The sequence below is a fragment of the Neochlamydia sp. AcF95 genome (assembly GCF_018342455.1).
Taxonomy (GTDB): Bacteria; Chlamydiota; Chlamydiia; order Chlamydiales; family Parachlamydiaceae; genus Neochlamydia.
Genome location: NZ_JAEMUC010000037.1, coordinates 1 through 20,774, shown reverse-complemented (window position 1 = coordinate 20,774; position 20,774 = coordinate 1). Strand labels below are relative to the sequence as shown.

General features: G+C 38.1%; 13 protein-coding genes. 6 read left to right on the top strand and 7 right to left on the bottom strand.

From position 1 onward, the window contains the following. Positions 1 to 19: 19 nt before the first annotated feature. Entirely contained in the window at positions 20 to 982 is a 963-nt protein-coding gene (trhO, locus tag NEOC95_RS03530) for an oxygen-dependent tRNA uridine(34) hydroxylase TrhO (RefSeq protein WP_166155529.1), read from the bottom strand. A gap of 22 nt (positions 983 to 1,004) precedes the next feature. Continuing rightward, the gene (locus NEOC95_RS03525) at positions 1,005 to 1,865 is read right to left on the bottom strand and encodes a phosphatase domain-containing putative toxin (protein ID WP_213151644.1); all 861 of its coding nucleotides are present in this window, start codon (positions 1,863 to 1,865) and stop codon (positions 1,005 to 1,007) included. An 882-nt stretch (positions 1,866 to 2,747) separates the two neighbouring features. On the opposite strand from NEOC95_RS03525, the gene trxA reads away from it, so the two are divergent. Then, a complete protein-coding gene (gene trxA / locus NEOC95_RS03520) occupies positions 2,748 to 3,068 on the top strand; it encodes a thioredoxin (protein WP_166155523.1) in 321 nt (106 codons plus the stop codon). Between the two features lie 118 nt (positions 3,069 to 3,186). Here trxA and NEOC95_RS03515 read toward each other — a convergent pair whose 3' ends face one another. The 4 genes from NEOC95_RS03515 to hisS all read right to left on the bottom strand — a co-directional run bounded on the left by NEOC95_RS03515 (position 3,187) and on the right by hisS (position 7,853). Continuing rightward, positions 3,187 to 3,654 (bottom strand): TrmH family RNA methyltransferase, encoded by a 468-nt coding sequence (locus NEOC95_RS03515; RefSeq protein ID WP_166155553.1) that lies wholly within the window; start codon positions 3,652 to 3,654, stop codon positions 3,187 to 3,189. Between the two features lie 76 nt (positions 3,655 to 3,730). After that, a complete protein-coding gene (locus NEOC95_RS03510; protein WP_213151643.1) occupies positions 3,731 to 4,549 on the bottom strand; it encodes an FKBP-type peptidyl-prolyl cis-trans isomerase in 819 nt (272 codons plus the stop codon). A gap of 58 nt (positions 4,550 to 4,607) precedes the next feature. Then, positions 4,608 to 6,395 (bottom strand): aspartate--tRNA ligase, encoded by a 1,788-nt coding sequence (gene aspS, locus NEOC95_RS03505; protein WP_213151642.1) that lies wholly within the window; start codon positions 6,393 to 6,395, stop codon positions 4,608 to 4,610. A gap of 9 nt (positions 6,396 to 6,404) precedes the next feature. Further along, positions 6,405 to 7,853 carry a histidine--tRNA ligase gene (gene hisS / locus NEOC95_RS03500; protein WP_213151641.1) on the bottom strand — a complete coding sequence of 483 codons (1,449 nt, stop codon included), beginning with the start codon at positions 7,851 to 7,853 and terminating at the stop codon, positions 6,405 to 6,407. A 236-nt stretch (positions 7,854 to 8,089) separates the two neighbouring features. On the opposite strand from hisS, the gene NEOC95_RS03495 reads away from it, so the two are divergent. Further along, positions 8,090 to 9,247, top strand: a complete 1,158-nt coding sequence (locus tag NEOC95_RS03495) for a hypothetical protein (RefSeq protein WP_213151639.1) — start codon at positions 8,090 to 8,092, stop codon at positions 9,245 to 9,247. A gap of 197 nt (positions 9,248 to 9,444) precedes the next feature. Here the strand turns inward: NEOC95_RS03495 and NEOC95_RS03490 are convergent, their stop codons facing one another. Next, positions 9,445 to 12,009, bottom strand: a complete 2,565-nt coding sequence (locus tag NEOC95_RS03490) for an FHA domain-containing protein (protein WP_213151637.1) — start codon at positions 12,007 to 12,009, stop codon at positions 9,445 to 9,447. 238 nt (positions 12,010 to 12,247) lie between these two features. Here NEOC95_RS03490 and uhpC point away from each other — a divergent pair, with 238 nt between their 5' ends. The 4 genes from uhpC to lptE all read left to right on the top strand — a co-directional run bounded on the left by uhpC (position 12,248) and on the right by lptE (position 20,523). After that, positions 12,248 to 13,600: an MFS transporter family glucose-6-phosphate receptor UhpC gene (uhpC, locus tag NEOC95_RS03485; RefSeq protein ID WP_213151635.1), complete on the top strand. Its 1,353-nt coding sequence runs from the start codon at positions 12,248 to 12,250 to the stop codon at positions 13,598 to 13,600. A 573-nt stretch (positions 13,601 to 14,173) separates the two neighbouring features. Continuing rightward, positions 14,174 to 17,923 carry a DNA polymerase III subunit alpha gene (gene dnaE / locus NEOC95_RS03480; RefSeq protein WP_213151633.1) on the top strand — a complete coding sequence of 1,250 codons (3,750 nt, stop codon included), beginning with the start codon at positions 14,174 to 14,176 and terminating at the stop codon, positions 17,921 to 17,923. Between the two features lie 1,008 nt (positions 17,924 to 18,931). Beyond that, the gene (gene bamD, locus NEOC95_RS03475) at positions 18,932 to 19,924 is read left to right on the top strand and encodes an outer membrane protein assembly factor BamD (protein ID WP_166155502.1); all 993 of its coding nucleotides are present in this window, start codon (positions 18,932 to 18,934) and stop codon (positions 19,922 to 19,924) included. 38 nt (positions 19,925 to 19,962) lie between these two features. After that, positions 19,963 to 20,523 (top strand): LPS assembly lipoprotein LptE, encoded by a 561-nt coding sequence (gene lptE / locus NEOC95_RS03470; protein WP_166155499.1) that lies wholly within the window; start codon positions 19,963 to 19,965, stop codon positions 20,521 to 20,523. Positions 20,524 to 20,774 lie beyond the last annotated feature (251 nt).

The following is a 20,774-nucleotide window of genomic DNA, read 5'->3' as shown; positions in this document are numbered from 1 at the left end:
GTTTATACTTATTTAAAGCCTATTTGGGAGTGTTAGAAGCTATATTTATATATTTATGCTTTTTCCTAAAAGGCTTATGCGGTCTATCTTCTTGAAAAGGACGTACTCGTTCCGCCTGTTGACACTGCTCTTGGCAACACCCTAAATACTTTTTTGAACATTCATTACAACATATAAATAAATCGTTACAATCCATATTGGCACAATTTAAATAGGTATCACAAGGTTGGTTACAATGATGGCAGGTGGCGATAGTCTTTGTCTCTTCCTTGCTGATAGGTACAGTCAAGCGATCATCAAAGACGAAAAGTTTGCCTAACCAATAATCGCTACCTTCTTGTAAACCATAATTGATGATGCCTCCTTCTAATTGATAAACTTTATCAAAACCTTGTTTAATAAGGATGGAAGAATAAAGTTCGCAGCGAATTCCTCCGGTGCAGTACATCATCACGGGAGTTTTTTGAGGATCTATTTTCTCTTTAAGATCTTCGACGTAATGTTTGAAATCTTTAAAGGTTTCACAAGGAGGAAGTTCTGCTCCTTCAAAGTGGCCAACTTTCCACTCATAATCATTCCTTACATCAATGAGAATATGGTCGTCTTTTTTTTCCAGCATCTCTTTCCATCGTTGAGGGGAGACATGTTCACCGCGCTTACTCAAATCTATTCTTTCATCCACAGCTACCAGTTGCTTGCGATATTTGACAGTACAGCGCGGAAAAGCGTGTTCATGGTACTCATGAAGCTTAAAATGCATGTCCTTAAATTCTGGCCTAGCATGCATCCAATCCATATAAGCTTGGCCATCTTCCCGAGAGGCTGACATTTGGCCGTTAATTCCATTTTCTGAAATATATATACGGCAAGTGACATCGCGTCCCTCAAAGAACTTTTTATGGGCGGTTACTTCTGCGTGTGGATCAGGTAAATGGGGAAAATGGTAATAGGCTAAGACAAGATAAGGTAGGGAGTGTGACATATTAAAATTAAGGAAAAGGGGGTTAATATTTTAGTTTACTAATCCAAGAGGACCACTTTTGCTCGAGGTTAGGATTGTCTAGGCAATATTTATAAAAATTTTTCATAAACTCCAGCCTTTCAAAATGGTAAGGGTATCTCCAGTCGTTTACTTCAAAAGGCACTGTTAAATCTTTGCCTCCAATCAGGGCATGGCGTTTAAGGATATCTTTGAAAGAAACCTTTGAAGCATTGCGGATCATGTCGTACATAGCAATCAAGGCTGTGCTTCGCCCTCTACCCGCAGCACAATGAAAGTGGAGCCAGTAACCAGGATTTTCGTGGGTCAAATGATAAGCCTTTATAAGTTCGATGAAACGATCGACTTGCTCATCGCCAGGTTTAACATGATCGGTCAACGGAAGGCGTACATGGTGAATTCCCATTTTGCAGATTAAATCATTCTCTGTATAAACTTCTTTAACATGCACAGTAGAGGAAGGATTAAAAGTATATTTGTCATGAAGATGCACCTGCTTATTTCTTAACAGCTTTTGCAATCTTTCATTTTCATCCCACTGAATTTCTTCAAAAGTTTTTTCTTTATTATGCCAGTTTCTCTCGCCATACCAGCTCACTGCCATGCCATTGATAAAACCATGGGATTCTTCACGTAAATCAATAACCATAATGCGGTTATAAGGAATAGTCTTTAAAATTTGAAGAAGGCCATTTGCCGAAAACTGTCCGCTTGCCGAAGCATTTAAATTGAGAAGACCCTCGACTGAGGGAAGAGAAGGATTGCTGTGCTTAGCTAGATAACAGGGCGTAGTCATCCGAAAATTTTTGGGAAGATCTTCTAAATTCTCCATATTAAGGATTAAAGGGATTTCTTTTATGGGCATTAACCTATCCTCATTAGCACTTAAGGTGAAGGAAAGTAGGAAACAAGTAAGATGAATAAGCGTAAATATACGTTCTGATATCATTAAAATGGCCACCAAACGGTTGAAAAGATAATAATGAAAGCTTTTGTAAAACTCAACATATATCTTTTGAATTTAAAGATTGGATTAAAGGAATTTAAAAATCATAAAAAGCCTTTCGCTGCTTTGTCTATATAGCTAAGCTAGCCATAAGAAGCCTGTTTTTTCAGCTTTATAAGATGGCGGGATGATTAGGTGCCTTTACTTAAGCAAAATTTAAGGATACACTCCTTCATTGCCATTTAAGCTGTGAAGTCCTAAGGCATTAAAAAAGTTAATGCTTAAATTTTATGAAGTTTTTAATCAAAAATTAAAAAAAATGCATAACAAAGGTGATAAGTAATCTCTCCACCCTGATAAGAGGCTTTTTTGTGTTTTTAAGAGAAGGGAAAACTTTTTACGAAGAAAGCTTTTAAAGATTAAATAAAATCTTAAAATTTTTAATGATATTTACTTCTCATTTTGAAAAAAAACACTCCCGCTTACTGTGAATTTTTTGGCAAAAAAGCCCGTAAGTTGTCCTCAGCAAAAGAAAATGTAGAAGAGAAGCCCTTAAGATAAGCAGCCCTCATTCTCTTAAAGTAGACAAGTCCAAAGCTCTAAGCGAACAATACCTTCTAATTATGAAGGCTACCTATACTTTTAAGAGCTAAAGCTTTTATCCATTAAAGAAATTTAAGTTTTTTAATGCTCTTGCTTTATAAAAAAATTCTCTTGTAATCTTTTTTTTGAACCTCGCTCAAAAATAACAGCATAGGATAAGATACATTTGAAGATGCCATACATTTTAAGGAGAATTGCATGTCAGAACATTTAAAGCATTTAGATGATGATAACTTTGGAACCACTATAGCAACAGGCGTGACTTTGGTAGATTTCTTTGCTGATTGGTGTGGTCCTTGTAAGATGATAGCCCCTATAATTGAAGAATTAGCAGGAGAGCTGGCCGAACAAGCTACTATCGCTAAGGTAGATATTGAAAAAGCTCAAAAAGTTACAGCTCAATATGGTGTAACTTCTATCCCTACACTTATCGTTTTTAAAGAAGGCAAGGAAATTAAACGCTTTGTAGGAGTAAAATCTAAACAAGATCTTAAAGAGGCTATTACGGTGAGCCTTTAAATTTTAAAAGAGGGTAGGTGTAGCTCATCTATTCGTTTAGGTAGAAAAGAGTAAAGCAGACCACTTTAGTGGGGGCCCTTTTGCCCTGTAAGGCAAAAAGGCTCGCGCTCTAGCCTAATTAATTTTTTTTGTCTTTTGCTTGCTTAAAATGATTTTGCCTCCAAGCTTCATAGACAGCTATTCCTACGGAAGTGGCTAGATTTAAGCAACGCACTCCCTCAATCATAGGAATGCGTACAAAGCGCTCTGGCCATTTTTGGAAAAAGATAGGCGGTAATCCTGCTGTTTCAGAACCGAAAATAAGATAATCATTAGCTTGATAGTTCACTTCCGTATGTAAACGGGTGGCCTTACTAGAGAAAAAAGTAAAAGAGTGGCAAGAACTTTCTAGCAGCTCCTCTAGGTTTTCAATAAGTTGAACATTGACGCCTTCCCAATAATCTAAACCCGATCTTTTGAGCCATCGATCACTTATACTAAACCCCAAAGGGGGAATTAGAACAAGGTCGTTGCCAGTTACTGCGCATGTGCGTACAATATTGCCAGTATTTTGAGGGATGCAGGGTTGATAAAGAACTACTTTCACAGGATATAAATATAGAGGGTAAAAGATGTAAAAAGGCTGCATATTTACTGCTATGCAGCCTTTTTATTTTATAAATTTATTTTTTTGAGTCGGTTGCTTCGCTTTCTTCAAGTAAAAGCATTTCTTCCTCAGTGGCCTCAGGGATATCTTTCAAATTTTTTGTATCTCCTTTAGCTTTTACTACCTCAACTTCAAAAATAATAGCTGAATTGGGGGGTAGCTGGCCTGTTTTACCAAATCCTAGATCTGGATGGACAAATAAACGTCGTTTTTCGCCTTCCTTCATTCCATTGATTCCTTTGCTAAAACCTGCGGTTGTCTGGTCTAAGGGAATGGTGACCGGTCCTCCTGTGGCTTCAGAACTATCGAAAACAGTTCCATCAATATATTTGGCCGTATAGTTAATACTAGGAGTGCCATGCTCATCTACAGCCGTGCCAGTGCCTTCTTGTAGGATTATGTATTGCAGTTTTCCTGGCACAATTGTTTGTACATTAGTTTCTTGAGCATTTTTTGCCATAAAAGCTTCCGCAGCTTTCAAATTATCCTCTGATAACTTGGCAAAAGCCTGCTCTTGCACTTTAAACATAAGAGCTTCATATTCTTGATCGCTCATGGGTCCAGCCTTACCTTCTGCTCCATCACGCATGCCTTTGATAATGCTATCTAAATCAAAGGCTACCCCAGGGCTTTTTAAGTTTTTGCCGATGAAGTGACCAAAAGCTTCAGATAGCTTTTTCATGTCGACTTCAGTAGTAGAACTGGCGTGGCTATTGGCATTAGGAAGAGAGTTTTTCGCTGAATGAGACGTTGTATCTTCATGAGCAACTAAAGTTCCTAGTATAAGAGCGGTACTAATACCGGCCAAAGTTAAAAGTTTTGTTTTATTTAGCATAGCGCGATCAAACCTCCATTCTTTTTGAATATACAACACGTTAGGTTAATTACCTAAATTATGTCCACGAAAATCCAGGTTCTTCGATGGTTAATTTAAGATCTTTTAATTGCTCAGAGGAAACGTTTGCAGGACATTCAAGCATTAAATCGCTAGCTTTTTGAGTTTTAGGGAAAGCGATCACATCACGAATGTTTTCTGTTTGGCTTAGAATCATGACAATGCGGTCTAACCCTAGAGCGATTCCTAAATGGGGAGGAGTTCCATAGCTAAGAGCCTCAAGAAAAAATCCAAATTTAATTTTTAGCTCTTCGGCGGATAATTTGAGAAGCTCAAATATTCTCTTTTGCAAGTCACTATTATGAATGCGCTGAGAGCCTCCTCCAATTTCATAGCCGTTAAGCACAATATCATAGCCTGATGAACGTACCGCTAATGGATCTGTATCTAATAGAGGCAAATCATCTGGATGAGGGGAGGTAAAAGGATGATGTTCACTGACTAACCGTTGGTTGTCTTCATCCCAAGCAAATAGGGGAAAATCTGTCACCCATAAAAATTCTAGCTGATGGGGTTTAATTAAATTTCTGTCTCGACTCAATCGTCGCCTTAGATGGTCTAATGCTTGGTTAGTACGAGATTTAGAATCGGCGATCATGAAAAGAAGATCGCCATTTTCCATGCCCATTCTTTGAATAAGTTCTTTCTGCAGCTCCTTAGAGAAAAACTTGGCAATGCTGGAGGATAATGTTCCTTCTTGCATTTTCATCCAAGCGAGCCCTTTTACTCCTAGACGTCCCACAAAATCAGTATATTCATCGATGTTTTTACGCGAAATATCCTGGCCGCCTTTAACGCATAAACCTTTTACCGTGCCTCCACTGTTGATTTGCTCTTGAAAAACAGCAAAGGTCGATTGGGCAGCCAGGTCTTGCAGCTCAACTAGTTCCATGCCAAAACGCATATCTGGACGATCGGTGCCGAAACGTTTCAGGCATTCTTGATGGGAAAGACGGCGAAAACCCACAGGAATATCCATTTCATTACAAGCTTTAAAAATTTTATTTAATAAGCCTTCAATGAGAGGGATGAGATCTTCTGCTGTTCCGAAGCTCATTTCTAGGTCTATTTGGGTAAACTCTGGCTGGCGATCTGCACGTAGATCTTCATCGCGAAAACAAGGGGCTATCTGAAAATAACGATCCATGCCAGCTACCATTAATAGCTGCTTAAATATCTGCGGAGACTGAGGAAGAGCAAAGAAGGACCCAGGGTAAATGCGAGAAGGGACTAAATAATCGCGGGCTCCTTCAGGGGTGGATTTTCCTAAAAGTGGGGTAGAAATTTCAAGGAATCCATTTTCATCCAGATAATGCCTTGTCGCTAACATCGCTTGATGCCTTTTAACAAGCCTGTTGGCGATCTCACCACGTCGAATATCAAGGTAGCGATATTTAAGACGTAATTCCTCATTCACTTCAATCTGCTCATCGCAGATAGAAAAAGGAGGTGTCTTGGCTTTAGAAAGCAATTCAATTGTAAGAACCTGCACTTCAATTTCCCCTGTGGAAAGCTTTAAATTTGCCATGCCTTCTTGCCGGGGGATAACTGTTCCTTGAATGGCGATAACATACTCTGAGCGTAGCTTTTCGCTATCCCTATGAGCTTGAGGATTTTTTTCAGGATCAAAAACCAGCTGGGTAAGACCAAATCGATCACGCAAATCAATGAATATTAAGCCTCCATGATCTCGACGACGATGAACCCAGCCGGCCAAGGTAACCGCCTGCCCAATATTTTCTTTTCGTAAGCTGCCACAATTAAATGTGCGGCGATAAGTAACCATATAACTCCTCTAACAATCAGTAATTTTTTTCATTTTTAACATTGTCTCTTTAAGGCCCTCTACCATTTCTTGAGTGCTTTCTACTTTATGCTCTAGTTTCTGGATAAAAAATTCCACAGCGTGAGAATTTTTTAAAGATTGACTAATATCCATGATTAATTTCAAAAAATCCTCATTTTTAAAATCAAGCCTTAAGATTTTCGCTAGGTTGTTTAAAGGAATTTTTACGCTTTCTCCTGAATGCATATTTTTAAGGTTAACTTCTTGGTTTTTAAGCTCTTCTTCCCCTATAATGACCACATGTTTTGCCTGTAGCTGATTCGCATAGTGCATGACCTTGGCTAATTTTTTGCCACTCAAATCCATGTCACTAGGAATGCCATGGAGGCGCAAGTCCTGCAAAAGAGAAAAACACACTTCTTTAGCTTGTTCTCCCAGAGGGATAAGAAAAATCTCTAAAGCCGGAGCAGGTGGGATCCAAGTTTGTTGCTTTAACATGGTTTGTAAAATTCTTTCCAGGCCCGTTCCAAATCCTATAGTAGGCAGATCGGGTCCACCCAAGGTTTTCATTAAGCCGTCATAGCGACCTCCTCCTCCTACACTATTTTGAGCGCCTAACTCGCCAGAAGTAATTTCAAATACAGTTTTATTATAGTAATCAAGGCCACGTACAAGCCTTGGGTTAATAGAATAAGGAATGTGGAGCTTATTGAGGAGGCGTTTAACTGCTGCAAAGTGTTTGGCACTCTCTTCGTCTAAAAAGTCTAATATATGAGGAGCATCTTTTATAATGGCTTGGTCTTGAGGCTCTTTAGAGTCAAAAATTCTTAACGGATTGAGGGTAAAACGCCGCTGACTATCCTTAGATAACTGCTCATAACGGCCCTTTAGATAAGCTTGCAAAGAAGCTTTAAATAATTTGCGGCTTTCTGGGTTGCCTAAAGAATTAATATGAACCTGTAGATTCTTTAATCCCAATTTTTGATAGACATTATAAACTAAATCGATAAGTTCGGCATCTTGCTCTGCCGCTGAAATTCCTATTGCCTCAGCACCAAATTGATGATGCTGACGATAACGCCCAGCTTGAGAGCGCTCATAACGAAACATAGGCCCTATATAAAACATCTTATGGATAGGGGCTTGAGTATGAAGTTGATGCTCAATAAAAGCTCGAATGACAGGAGCTGTTCCTTCAGGGCGTAAGGTAAGAGATCTATCTCCTTTATCTTGAAAGGTATACATTTCTTTGGAGACGATATCACTTGATTCACCTACTCCTCGTATAAACAGTTCAGTTCTTTCAAAAATAGGAGTACGTATCTCTTTATAACCATACGAGGTAGCAGTCTCACGTATAATATTTTCAATATAATTCCATAGGTAGGAATTACGCCAAGGCTCTTCTATACTTATAGGCAAAATATCAAACACGCCGGGTGCTGAGGGAATGGTCATGGTAAAAGATCTCCTGATTAAGTGGGCGAAGTATAGTAGATAGGAAATAAAGCGTAAAGAGAGAATGAATGACTCTTTTTTTCTTGATTACTTCAATTGTTTAATCTTCATTTGTTATCTAAAATTAATAAATTTTAATTAAAATATATGAATTATGTTATAATAAATTTAGATGGTTTAATTTTTATAAAATAATTTAATTAAGCTTTTATAAATGGTAATGTTTGGAGAGATTTATGAATGATTTTCGTATTCCTAGCTTTGATCCAAAAGCTGCGCTTTTAACTCAAGAAAAAGCTTCTTTCAAGGAAAAAAAAGATCCAGCTGTACATATTCCTTCTCACCGACAAGCAGCCATGAAAGGAAAAGAGAGTGATTTTATTAAGCGGATGAATAACCATGTGATTAAAATCATAAATCTTGTTAAATCCATCTTCACAAGAGCGGAAAACAAAGGAGAGATAAAAAATAGTTCCGTAATAAATGGAGGTTCAAGAAGCATAGAAAAGCTTGTTAGGCCTTGGATTTCTGGTCAAGTAGAGGTAAAGGAAGGCTCTATCTCCTTTTTAATAGGTCTTCGGGCACAACCGGTGGCCTCGCCACTTCTAGCAAAAGAAATCACAGCTTCGCCCCCAGACGATGAAAAAACCAGGGGTATGCAAAAACAAGAAGAGCAAGCAAATATCTCTTTACCTCCTGAAATCCATTCAATAAAGGAGCCTACTGCCCAAGAATTAGCCTTCACTCCCTCACCATCTTCCCTGCGCGAAGAAAGTTTAGCTAGCAACGTTCCTTTAGCGCCACCTCCTCCTCCCTCTTTACCAACAAAAGATACCCTGCAGACTAGCATAGCTATTCCTACTGCTCCTCCCCCTCCATCTTTTTTGAAAACCACGGAGATTACTCAATCGGTGGCTCACCAGAAGCTTTCTTCCTCAGGATTAAGTAAGGAAACAGTAAAGAAGCAAGATTACGACATCGTAGAGCACCTCATGAAACGTCGATTAGCCATGCATGATTCTGACGAAGAGGAAGAAGAGGTAGAAGAAGACATGGGAAGCCCAAAAGATAGCAGCCAGCCAATAAACTTAGAGGATAGCCAGCCGACCTTTGCGGTTAAAAAAGAAAAAAATTATCCTCACGAGGCTACACAAGTTAAAAAAGGGAATAGCTCCCAAGGGCAACCCATCGATAGGGCAGCCCTTATGCAACAAATTATAGAAGGCAAAAAGCTTAACTCTATTAAACCCAATGAAAAGCCTAGCAAACCCCAGTCTAGTTCTCCTCTAATGGAAGCTCTTTTTAAAAAAACAGAACAGGTGAAAAGCTCTTCTTCCCATTCATCTTCTTCAGAAAATATGACTGAGGCGGAAGAGGAAGAGTGGAAGGTTTAAAAAGGAGGCCTAAATTCACTGCCTTTTTAAAAATTTAGGCCTATAAATTAAAAACAAAATTTAATTCTTTCCTAAGTAGGCTCTCTTAAGTAAAAACTTGCCTTTAAAGAAAAGATCAGCTTTTAAAGAGCTGATCTATTTTTAGAGGATAGAGACAGCGCTTCTGTAGAGGCTACTATAGGCCTATGGAAAAAGTTTTAAGATTTTTTTAACTTTTCAAGCTCATCCATATAATATTTTTCATCATCAGGGGTGTCTAAAGTACAAAATTTTAAAACTTTAAATAGTGCCGCTGCCTGTTCTTCATTATTTAGCAAAGACAAAGGCCGAGGATGGGAGGAAAAAAGCAGGAAATTCAGTTGAGAGATTAGGGTGTTTTTGATGATTTTTTGATCCATTTCTAACTCGTCAAGATCGCTAAAGTTTTTTATAACGAGCCAAGAGGTAACAGCATCGACTAAGGTAGCAAGTTCGTTCATGTTTTCCGCTTGTTTTATTTTTTCTCTATATTTTTGCAAAAGGGCTTGATGATCATGATGAATGGCATTAAGCTTTAAATGGCTTAAGCCCGCCTTTTCTAGATAGCCTTTGAATTCTTTAACGGGCATTAAGGGATATTCTTCTGTCAATTGAAGGATGGATTGAATCAGATGATGTCTTTGTTCTAGCTCTAAGGTGTAATATTTTTGAAATAAATCTTTAGCTTTTTTTTCAAATTCTTCCGTGGGATGCTCACTATTTTCTTTTATAAGATTGATCATTTGATTTTTAAGAGGGGTAAGCACTTCCTCGCGTGATTGGCGCAAATATTTTAATTTTGCTAACAAAGGATGAATGTTTAAGGAAAGAGCATGGGGGTTGTTAGAGTCCAGCTCTACCAAAAATTCATGATCAGCAGGCAAGGTAGAGCTAGCAACTTTTGACGAATCGTTAAAAGTTTTAGGTGAGCTTTCATCATCAATGATAAGATGGCTACTTAGGATCATGCCCTCAGGATTAAATTTTAAGTAGGCCGTCAAAAAGCTCCCAGGAGAAGTAAAAGCTGCAATGGCTTTTTGAGCTTCCAAGGTAAGTTGAATCCCGTCCGAAAAATAAAGCACCATATTTGACATCTTTGATAGAAGGCTTATTTCTTGCTTTAAGCGGGATAATTCATGCACATTACCTGGTGTTTGCATCAATTGGATAGCACGCTTGATGATCGTTTCGCCTAATTGGTAATAGCGAGGTGCATTGTAAATATAATTTTCTGCCCCAGGGCGAAGCAGGATGAGAGCTTTAGGGGGAGAGAAGTCTGGGGCTTTACGTTTTTGCGCCAGTGTGCTTAAAAGAATTAGCTTACCCTGTTTCACAAGATTTGTTACTTCCACCGCATTAGAATTATCTAAATTATTGGAATTTACCAATAAACGATTAAGAGTTTTCATGTCAGCAACTTTCCGCAATTGCATGAGCTTAGAATCGATAACAATAGCAGTTTTAGGAATTAATGATTGAAGGACACTAGGTGCTGGTTGCGCGATAACGAGAAATTGCGAAAAATCGGTACTCGTATAAATCCTTAAAGAGTAAGAGGTTTCATTCAAATGCCCATGCTGATCGATGTTTGTTAAGGAGGGGTAGTCATGAGGAATGACTTGAGCAAGGCTCTTCTTGATAAATTCGGGATCGGACCAATTCTTTTTTTGAGGCTTAATATAATGTATTTGAGCATATTTAAGCGCCATAGCTATATCAGCCACACCTTCTGCAGCTTTCATTTCTTCTATTTCATTTTTGGCACTGATATTAAAATAAAGAGCGCCAGCGACAAGTCCAAGGATAAATAAAAGAGTCATGACAAGAGTCGTAAGAAATTTCCAATCAATAAGATTTTTTGTCTCTTCAATTTTTACCCCTGTAACCGCTGCTTCTTCTTTTTCTGTATTCCAAGTTTCGCCCTCATCGTCAAATTCACCTACTTGATATTCAGGGCGGCTTTTTGGCGCAAGCATGGTGGGGAGAGTAGGAAAGTGATCGACTGGATCTTCTTGCAAAAAAGAGGACTCTTGCGTTTGGTTACCTAAGCTCCCTACCTCAATTTTTTCTTGCAAAAAGAGGGAAGAGCTATCTTTTTCACTAGCTAAATAGGTAGGCAAGCTCTCTTCTTTAAAGTGTTTGATTCCAAATTGCTCAATTTCATGCATTAAATCTTCTAATTCCCTTTCCTCAAGCTGGCTCTTTGCCCATTTTTTCTGCTCCAACAAGCTAACCTCTTCTTGAAGAGGAAATTTGCTACTCTCCTGAGGGGACATAAGGGAAGGATTAGAGATAAAGTTTGAGCTTTTTAAAGAGTTTTCAGAGATAGAAGAAGGGGGAAGGGGGAGCTTTCTTTCCAAAGCTTGCCATTCAAGTAGCCCTTCTAGCGTAACATTTAAAGGCTCATTTATAGAAGAAAGTGTTTTATCATCCTCTTTTACAGATTCTACATACTTGAGTTCTATCTGAATAAGATGGCTCCCAACCTGTAAGATGCCACTCTCTTTTATACTTTTTTTACCAAAAGGCACATCATTTAAAGTTGCAAAAGGGTCATTTGCATAATTGATCACTTGGCACTGCTGCCCTTTGTGTACAATTTTTATATGAATAGGTTGTATAGCCGCATCAGGTAGAATTAGATCAGCTTTCATAGATCCTGTACCTGAACCAATAATTATAGTTTCTTGGTCAAAAATGCTAACGATTGGGCTCTCATGCGGATTTACGGTAATTTTTATCATTATTATTTATTCTTAAAAATCCTAGATGGTAGAATTTAATTTTATGAGCTGCATTTCTAGCATATCTGGCAGCTAAGGTCAATCTAATTTATTGTTAACTAAATTTTTAATTGGATTAATAGCGTAGCTGCTGATAAAATGTTGCGCTTGTGTAAAATTGATCCCCCCGTTATAAGAATCCTTATCTATCAAAACAGTGAAAATTTCAAAAAATCATTTAAATTTTTAGGAGCATTGCGTGAATTGGTTGCTTAGATTATTAAGGCCTGCACCCTATCTACCGGAAATTCAAGATCAAGAAAAAGTTAAGCATCTTTATAATTATTGGCGTATACGAATTTTATATTCCATGTTTATAGGCTATGCTTTTTATTATTTTACCCGTAAAAGCTTCACTTTTGCGATGCCTGGCATTATTGCTGAATTAGGATTCGATAAAAGCCAGCTAGGAATTTTAGCAAGTATTTTCTCCATCACCTATGGCTTTAGCAAATTTGCCAGTGGCATTATTTCCGATCGCTCAAATGCTCGTTACTTTATGGCTTTTGGCCTTATTATTACAGGCATAATTAATATTTTATTTGGCTTATCTTCTAACCTCTTCTTGTTTGCCATTTTTTGGGGGCTAAACGGATGGTTTCAAGGTTTTGGTTGGCCGCCATGTGCACGTTTTTTAACTCATTGGTATTCTCAATCAGAAAGAGGCTCATGGTGGTCGACATGGAACGTTTCTCACAATGTAGGCGCTTTTTTAATCCCTTGGATTGTAGGATTTTGCGCATATTATTTTGGTGGCTGGCGAGCCGCTATGTATGTGCCTGGAATGATTTGTATTCTAGGAGGTTTTTATTTAATTAATCGCTTAAGGGATACTCCTCAATCTTTAGGGTTACCTCCTATAGAAAAATTTCGCAACGATTATTCCGGGAATGGTAGCCAAGCAGAGGATGAACAGCTCTCAGCGCGTGAAGTTTTAGTGGAGTATGTTTTAAAAAATAAATACATTTGGATGCTAGCTATTTCTTATTTTTTTGTCTATTTTGTTCGTACAGGGATTAATGATTGGACTGCCCTTTATTTGATAGAAACCAAAGGATATAATCAGCTGAGTGCCAATGGCTGTGTCTCCTTATTCGAAGTGGGTGGTTTTTTTGGCAGCTTAGCAGCAGGGTGGGCCTCTGACTATTTTTTCGCTGCTAAAAGAGGACCCGTTAATGTACTTTTTGCTGTACTTATGTTTATTGCCATTGCTTTCTTCTGGTTTGTCCCCGCAGGTTATCCTTTAGTAGATTCAGCAGCCATGTTTACAATAGGTTTTGCTATCTTTGGCCCGCAGATGTTGATTGGGGTAGCATGCGCTGAGCTTTCTCATAAGAAGGCTGCAGCTTCTTCTACCGGGTTTGCAGGCACATTTGCCTATATGGGAGCTGCTGTTGCAGGCTATCCTCTTGGCAAGGTTACCCAGGAAATGGGATGGGATGGCTTTTTTTGGTGCTTAGGAATTTCTTGTATAATAGCTGTTCTTTTACTTCTCCCTTTGTGGGCGATTAGTGAAAACAAAAAACTGGTGACAGCAAAAAGCCGTTCCTAACAGAAATTCTTCCCCTTTAAATTTCTTAAATGGAATTGTTTTTTTTTGGTTTATTAAAAACGTGAAAATTTTATCCATGCGTGTTTGTGGAAGATCCTTTTCTTGGATAAGCTTCGTGTTAAGAGCAAGAAATTGAGCGAATAAAAAAAAACAATGTGAGGGCCAGAACATGGAAGTAGGATGCAAGAAGATCTGGCTGTTCATTTACTCGCATGGATTTTTGCTAAGATAAAAAAGCTTTTTTATCATTAACCTTCCTACTTTAGAAGTAACCGTAAAAATTTGGGCTCTTTTAAGTAGGTTTTTATAAATTCATTAGCAAGCGCTTTGAAAAAGAACTCAGTCCCTTTTTAGAGAATAAATTTTAGCTTTCAAAGGATTTTATCTATCATTCTTCCTGCTTTTCTTCTTACAAGGAGTTTAAGCCATCATCCTATTTACAAGGCCAAGCAGCCAAAAAGGAATCGCTCCTTGCTAAATTTCTGATAGCCTTTTATTTGCTTGTTTACTCGATCTCATAAGATACGGTATACTTGAACCTAAATTCTTAAATAATTGCTATAGATTATATTTATGTGGGTTCCCTTACATGTCCATTCTCAATTTTCCATCTTAGATGCTGCTGCTGATGTGCATGCTATTGCCAAAAAAGCAGCTGTTTTTCATATGCCTGCAGTGGCTTTAACAGATCATGGTAACATGTTTGGGGCCATTGATTTTTATAAGGCTTGTAAAGATGTGGGTGTTAAACCCATCTTAGGCTGTGAGTTTTATGTTGCACCCGAGTCGCGATTCGACAAAAAAAAAGAATATGGAGCACGTACTAATTTTCATTTAATTATTTTAGCTAAAAATAAAGCTGGTTATCACAACTTATGTAAGTTAACTTCCATCGGTTATCTAGAGGGATTTTACTACCATCCACGCATCGATCACGAAGTGCTTAAGCTTCATAGTGAAGGATTGATTTGCCTATCAGGTTGCCAAAGTAGCTTAATCGCTTATGAAGCTTTGAATGGCACAAAAGATAGCTTAATGAGCAAAATCCGTTGGTATCAAGAGCTCTTTGGAGACGATTATTATCTTGAATTACAGCGCCATCGGATGACAGATCAAGATATTCGCCAGGATGGCTTGCATCAAGAAACTTGGCTTCAGCAATATTACCAAGACTATATACAAAAACAAGAAAAAATTAACGCTACTCTTATAGAAATATCAAAAGAGCTTAATATAAAGGTCGTGGCTACAAATGATAGCCATTACATTGAACGCGCTGATTGGCGCGCGCATGAGATTTTACTTAATATTCAGTCTGGGGAGCCTACTGAAATGTGGGAAAAAGACTCGTACGGCAATCTAAAATTTCGCGTGCCTAATCCTAAACGTCGTACTTATCCCTCTCATGAATGCTATTTTAAATCTCCTCAGCAAATGGCTGAGCTTTTTAGCGATTTTCCAGAAGCTCTATCTAATAGCTTGGAAATTGCTGAGAAATGTAATGTATCGATTGATTTCAAAACCAAGCATTATCCCATCTACTTACCCCCTGCTCTTGAGGGAAAAAATTACACTAAAGAGGAACAAGCCGAGGCCGTTAAAAATTACCTATGGCAATTATGTGAGGAAGGTATCACCAAGCGGTATACACCTGAACGTTTAAATAAAATCAAAGAAATCTTTCCTGAAAAAGATCCCCTTGACATTGTACAAGAGCGCTTGAAATATGAGATGGACATTATTGTTCCCAAAGGGATGAGCGATTACTTGCTGATTGTATGGGATTTTATCAATTGGGCCAAACGTCAAGGGATCCCTGTAGGACCAGGCAGAGGATCGGGGGCTGGTTCTATTGTGCTTTACCTGATTGGAGTGACCGATATTGAACCTCTGCGTTTTCATCTGTTTTTTGAGCGTTTCATTAATCCTGAACGGCTTTCTTATCCTGATATTGACGTAGATATTTGTATGGATGGGCGCAGTGAGGTTATTAACTATACCCTTCAAAAATATGGTAAAGATAATATTGCGCAGATCATTACTTTTGGCACCATGAAAGCTAAAATGACCATTAAAGATGTAGGACGGGTATTAAGTGTTCCTTTAGCTAAGGTGAATGCGATTGCTAAACTTGTACCTGATGACCTCAATATTACCCTCCAGAAAGCTTTAGAAAAAGATCCAGATTTACGGGCCATGTATGAGCAGGACGAAGATGCTCAACGCATCATCGATATAGGTAAGACTTTAGAGGGATCTATTCGTAATACGGGTATTCATGCTGCAGGCATCATTATCAGTGGAGAACCGCTGACTAACTTTATACCCGTTTGCCTTTCTAAAGATTCTGATATGCCAGTGACGCAGCTTTCCATGAAACCTGTTGAATTAGTGGGAATGCTAAAGGTGGACTTTTTAGGCCTTAAAACACTGACCGCTATCCATATATGTGTAAAGGCAATTTATCAAAGGGTTGGTAAAGCCATTGATTGGATTAATCTTCCTTTAGATGATCAGCCTACCTTTAATCTTTTAAACCAAGGAAAAACTTTAGGCATTTTTCAGCTGGAATCTGCAGGCATGCAAGATTTGGCACGCCAGCTCCATTTGGATAAGTTTGAAGAAATTATTGCCGTAGGAGCTCTCTACCGACCAGGCCCTATGGACATGATTCCCTCTTTCATTAATAGAAAGCATGGCCGTGAACCTATTGAATATGATCATCCATGGATGAATGATATTCTTGCAGAAACCTATGGCATTATGGTTTATCAAGAGCAGGTGATGCAGATAGCTAGTAAGCTTGCTAAATTTTCGCTAGGTGAAGGAGATGTCTTGCGGCGTGCTATGGGTAAAAAAGATAGGGATCAAATGCTTCAGCAACGAGAAAAATTTCGTTTAGGTTCGTTGGAAAACGGGATTGATGAAGAAACCTCGATGCAAATTTTTGATAAAATGGAAAAATTTGCTGCCTATGGATTTAATAAATCCCATGCAGCTGCCTATGGCTATCTCTCCTATGTGACTGCCTATCTGAAAGCTAACTACCCTAATGAGTGGATGGCTGCTCTTATGACGTGTGATAGTGATGATTTAACAAAGGTAACTAAATTTATTGGAGAATGCCAAGAAATGGGTATTGCCATTTTACAGCCAGACGTTAATGAAGCGCATGCCACCTTTTTTGCTACTCCTCAAGGAATTCGTTTCGCCATGGCAGGTATTAAAGGAGTGGGAGAAGGAGTCGTGGAAGCTATTATTAAAGAAAGAAATAAAGGCGGCCCTTATACAAGCTTATATCAATTTATTAAAAGAATTGATAACACTAAAGTGGGCAAAAAGGTTATTGAAAACTTGGTGGATGCAGGATGTTTTGATTTTACTAGCTGGTCGAGAGATAGCTTAAGGCAAAGTATTGATCCTATCTATGAGACTGTGCTAAAAGAAAAGCAAGAAGCTTCAGCTGGCGTCTTATCCCTTTTTGCTTTGATGGGAGAGTCCTCCGAATCTCGTTTTATGCATCCTCCCGAAGTAAAAAAGAAGACCTCCCGCTTGGATATTCTTTTGCGGGAAAAAGAACTTTTGGGCTTTTTTTTAACGGGTCATCCCATGGATGCTTATCGTGAGATTATCACGCGCCTTTCTTGCATACCTTTAAGCCATGTTCAGAATTTAGAGCACAATGCTGTCTTCCGAGCAGCTTTGATTGTAGAGACAGCTGAAATACGAGTCTCTTCTAAAACGCAAAAAAAATTTGCCATCTTGATGGTTAGCGATGGCATGGATCGGTATGAGATGCCTATATGGTCTGATTTGTTTGAGCAGAAAAACTTATTGTTAAAAGAAAATCAACTTTTATATGCAGTCATCCAAGTAGATAAAAAGGAAGAATCCCTTCGACTTTCTTGTAAATGGATTGATGATTTAACTAAAGCTAATGAAGCGATGGTAGAAGAATGCGATCGGGCTTTTGATAAGGCTAAATTACAAGCCGCTCGTTTTGCAAAAGCTATAGGAGAGGGGAGGGATAAAAAAGTGGAAAAATCAAAAGTTGTGCTAGAAAAAAAGAGAGAGGTAATGAGAGAGTCTAAAACTTTATCTTTAAAAATAGATTTGGACAATGTGCGTTTAACACAAATTATGCAACTTAAAGGGTTATTCATAGAACATCGTGGAACCACGCCTATTCAATTGGAGTTCCATTGCCAGGAAGATGTGCATGCCATTTTACATATTGAAAGCCGTTGGGGAGTAACTTTAACGCCTGAATTGGAATCTAAGCTTAAAACACTTTCCTTTATTATGAAGCATTCTTTAAATTAAATCATTGCGCTATTCTTTTTGACATATAACTTATCATAGCTAATAAAAGAAAGGCTGGACTAGCGTTTGGCAGGGCTCCATAAGTTTTGCTTGTTTTACGGCATAGTCCCAACCAGGCTAGACAAGTATTCTTGGTATAATCCATCTTTTTGCTTACAGATCAATCCTATTGGCTCTAGCTTTTTAGCCCATAATCAATCTTTTTTTGCTCTATGCATTATAAAAGAGAGATTTTTTCCATACTTCAGAATAAAAGAATTTTTGGTAGGGAGGCCTTTAAGCTTCTTAAGGATAACTCTATAGTGTTCTTTCAAATAATTAAACCAATCAAGAGCAATAAAGCCGATGATTGAATAGCGAGCCAGATGATTCTTTAAGCTGCTAAAGAGTAGGAAAAAACCGTCCATGGAGATAGCACTTAGGATAGCCAGGCTTCTTGCCAATCATCTTATGGAGGGTATAGATCCTGTAGCATTTCCATGAAGAAGAGGAAGGCTAAGCCAAGAGAGGGGTACTCCTTGGATGAAAAAAGAAAGGATGCTTTAAAAGTCATTCAAGGCTTAGAAAGAGACGATAAAGCTAGGTAGCTTTATAAGAATTCTGGCAGCGATCATGAAAGATCGCTTGCCGAAATGGCGAGGTATCGCTTTAAAAGAAGCTTTGGAAAATTTTTGCTCTTAGAAAGTAGCCAACTAGCAAGCAAAGCTTTTCATCAAAATTTTGGTTATGAAGAAGCCTAAGATGTCCAAAGGACTATAAGCATTAACAGGTGATAAGCCTAGTATAAGGCTGTGTTTTAGACGAGCTATTAACTCACTTATGCAATCAAGCTTAAAAAAATTATAAAATTTAAGGAAAAGCTCCTTACCCCATTCAATCACTCATCCTATATTGCTAAATTTTTTGTGCTTTATTATTTTTCTAGTCTTCTCTTTGAGTCTACGGTAAATCGCCTTTACCTTTTATTTAACATGGTTTAAACTTTCTGTTTTGTTTAAGGAGAGTATAATGAAACATTTAAGCATCTACGTGCGTTTGGTATTTTTTACATTTTGCTACTTAAGTAGCCCTTATGTAGAAGCAGCTTATACAATTAAAAATGGACGAATTGTTGATGTAGATAAGCTAGCCACTTTGCAGCCAGACCAACATTTTTCTTTGGGACAAACGGCTATGGATAATGGAGATTGGCAGGAAGCTTCTCGTCAGTTTGCTATTGTTTCTAATAACTTCCCTAACAATCCATATGGACAGCAGTCTCTATATTATTTAGGAATAGCGGAATTTAATCTAAAAGAATATGATTTTGCTAATAAAGCTTTTTCTGCCTATCTTAAATGCCAAAACAATCCTCAACATTTCCTAGAGGCAATTAAGTATAAATATGCTATTGCAGAACAGTTACGCGGCGGCGCTAAACGACGTCTATTAGGTACAAAACAGCTTCCAAAATGGTCGACAGGCAAAAGCCTTGCTTTGTCTATTTACGATGAAGTGATTACCGCCATGCCGAGCCATGAAATGGCAGCTCAGGCTTTATATGCTAAGGGATGCCTTCTTTGGGAAAAGCGTGAATATCGCTGCAGTATCGAATCTTTTCAGCTTTTATGCTCACGTTTTCCTAAAAATGAATTAACGCCTACCAGCTATGTCAATATAAGCTATATTTACTACGATTTATGCCAAAATGAGCCGCAAAATCCTGATGTTTTAGCTTTTGCAGAGCTTAATGCTAAGAAATTCATCCACGAATTTCCTAAAGATGAGCGGATAGATGAAGCCAGACATAATGTTCAACGTATAAAAGAGTGTTATGCCACAGCCCTTTATGAAACAGCTAAATATTATGAGAAGATTAAGCAGCCACGCGCTTCACTTATTTATTATAGTAATGCGATTAAGAACTTTCCAGATACTCTAGTGGCTCAGCGTTGTAAAGATAGATTAAAGCAGATGGGCTTTACTCATGATTCCGGAGCTTTAGCTCCTCTTGTTCTATAGGCGCCTTCAGATAAAAAGATAAAAATAGCTAATCATTCATGACACGTTGCTATCTATGGATTTTTTTTTCTCCTTTTTTTCTTATAACTGCTTGTGGTTATCATGTCGGCCCGGAGGAGGTTTTATCTTCATACCAAACAATCTGTATTCCCTATGTTAAAAATGATGCCAAAGGTCATTTGACTGCTAATCTAATAAAATTAGTCTCCACGCAAACAGGTTTGCAATATCAAGAATGGGGAGGCGATCTTACCCTACTAGTGGAGTTATTACCTATCGAAAATGAAAATGTGGGCTACCATTATGAACGTAAAAATAGTGGGAAATTAAGACATTCTATTATCCCTACTGAAACGCGGTTAACAGCAATAGCTCAAGTAACCTTGGTAGATAATATAAAGGGAAAACCGCTAGCGGGGCCCGCTAAGGTGATGGCTACGATTGAGTTTGACCATGAATATGAAAAAACGCGTGATGGGATCAATGTCTTTTCTTTAGGCCAGCTAACGAATTATGATGAAGCTTACGAGGCTGCTCATTCCCCTTTATATGATCACTTGTCTCAAAAAATTATCGACTTTATCGTGAACAGTGAATAAAAAAAATTAAGAAGGTTTTTTACAAATTTTTGCTAGGCTGCAAGTGATACGCTTTTAAATTACTCCTTACACAATTAGGCATACGATACAGCACATAAACTTTTCATTCTTTTTTCTTGCAGACATACTTTTCTCCAAGAAGCTATTGCCATCTTTTCTAGTTCTTTATAACCCCGATAAATACGATTAGACCAAAAATGGCTACGCAAGTAATGCCATAAGTTTTCAACAGGATTAAGTTCAGGACTATA

Coding starts and splice junctions, on each gene's coding strand:
- NEOC95_RS03495 (WP_213151639.1), top strand. CDS start 8,090: ATGAATGATTTTCGTATTCCTAGCTTTGATCCAAAAGCTGCGCTTTTA.
- lptE (WP_166155499.1), top strand. CDS start 19,963: ATGACACGTTGCTATCTATGGATTTTTTTTTCTCCTTTTTTTCTTATA.
- NEOC95_RS03525 (WP_213151644.1), bottom strand. CDS start 1,865: ATGCCCATAAAAGAAATCCCTTTAATCCTTAATATGGAGAATTTAGAA.
- NEOC95_RS03490 (WP_213151637.1), bottom strand. CDS start 12,009: ATGATAAAAATTACCGTAAATCCGCATGAGAGCCCAATCGTTAGCATT.
- trxA (WP_166155523.1), top strand. CDS start 2,748: ATGTCAGAACATTTAAAGCATTTAGATGATGATAACTTTGGAACCACT.
- trhO (WP_166155529.1), bottom strand. CDS start 982: ATGTCACACTCCCTACCTTATCTTGTCTTAGCCTATTACCATTTTCCC.
- bamD (WP_166155502.1), top strand. CDS start 18,932: ATGAAACATTTAAGCATCTACGTGCGTTTGGTATTTTTTACATTTTGC.
- hisS (WP_213151641.1), bottom strand. CDS start 7,853: ATGACCATTCCCTCAGCACCCGGCGTGTTTGATATTTTGCCTATAAGT.
- aspS (WP_213151642.1), bottom strand. CDS start 6,395: ATGGTTACTTATCGCCGCACATTTAATTGTGGCAGCTTACGAAAAGAA.
- dnaE (WP_213151633.1), top strand. CDS start 14,174: ATGTGGGTTCCCTTACATGTCCATTCTCAATTTTCCATCTTAGATGCT.
- NEOC95_RS03510 (WP_213151643.1), bottom strand. CDS start 4,549: ATGCTAAATAAAACAAAACTTTTAACTTTGGCCGGTATTAGTACCGCT.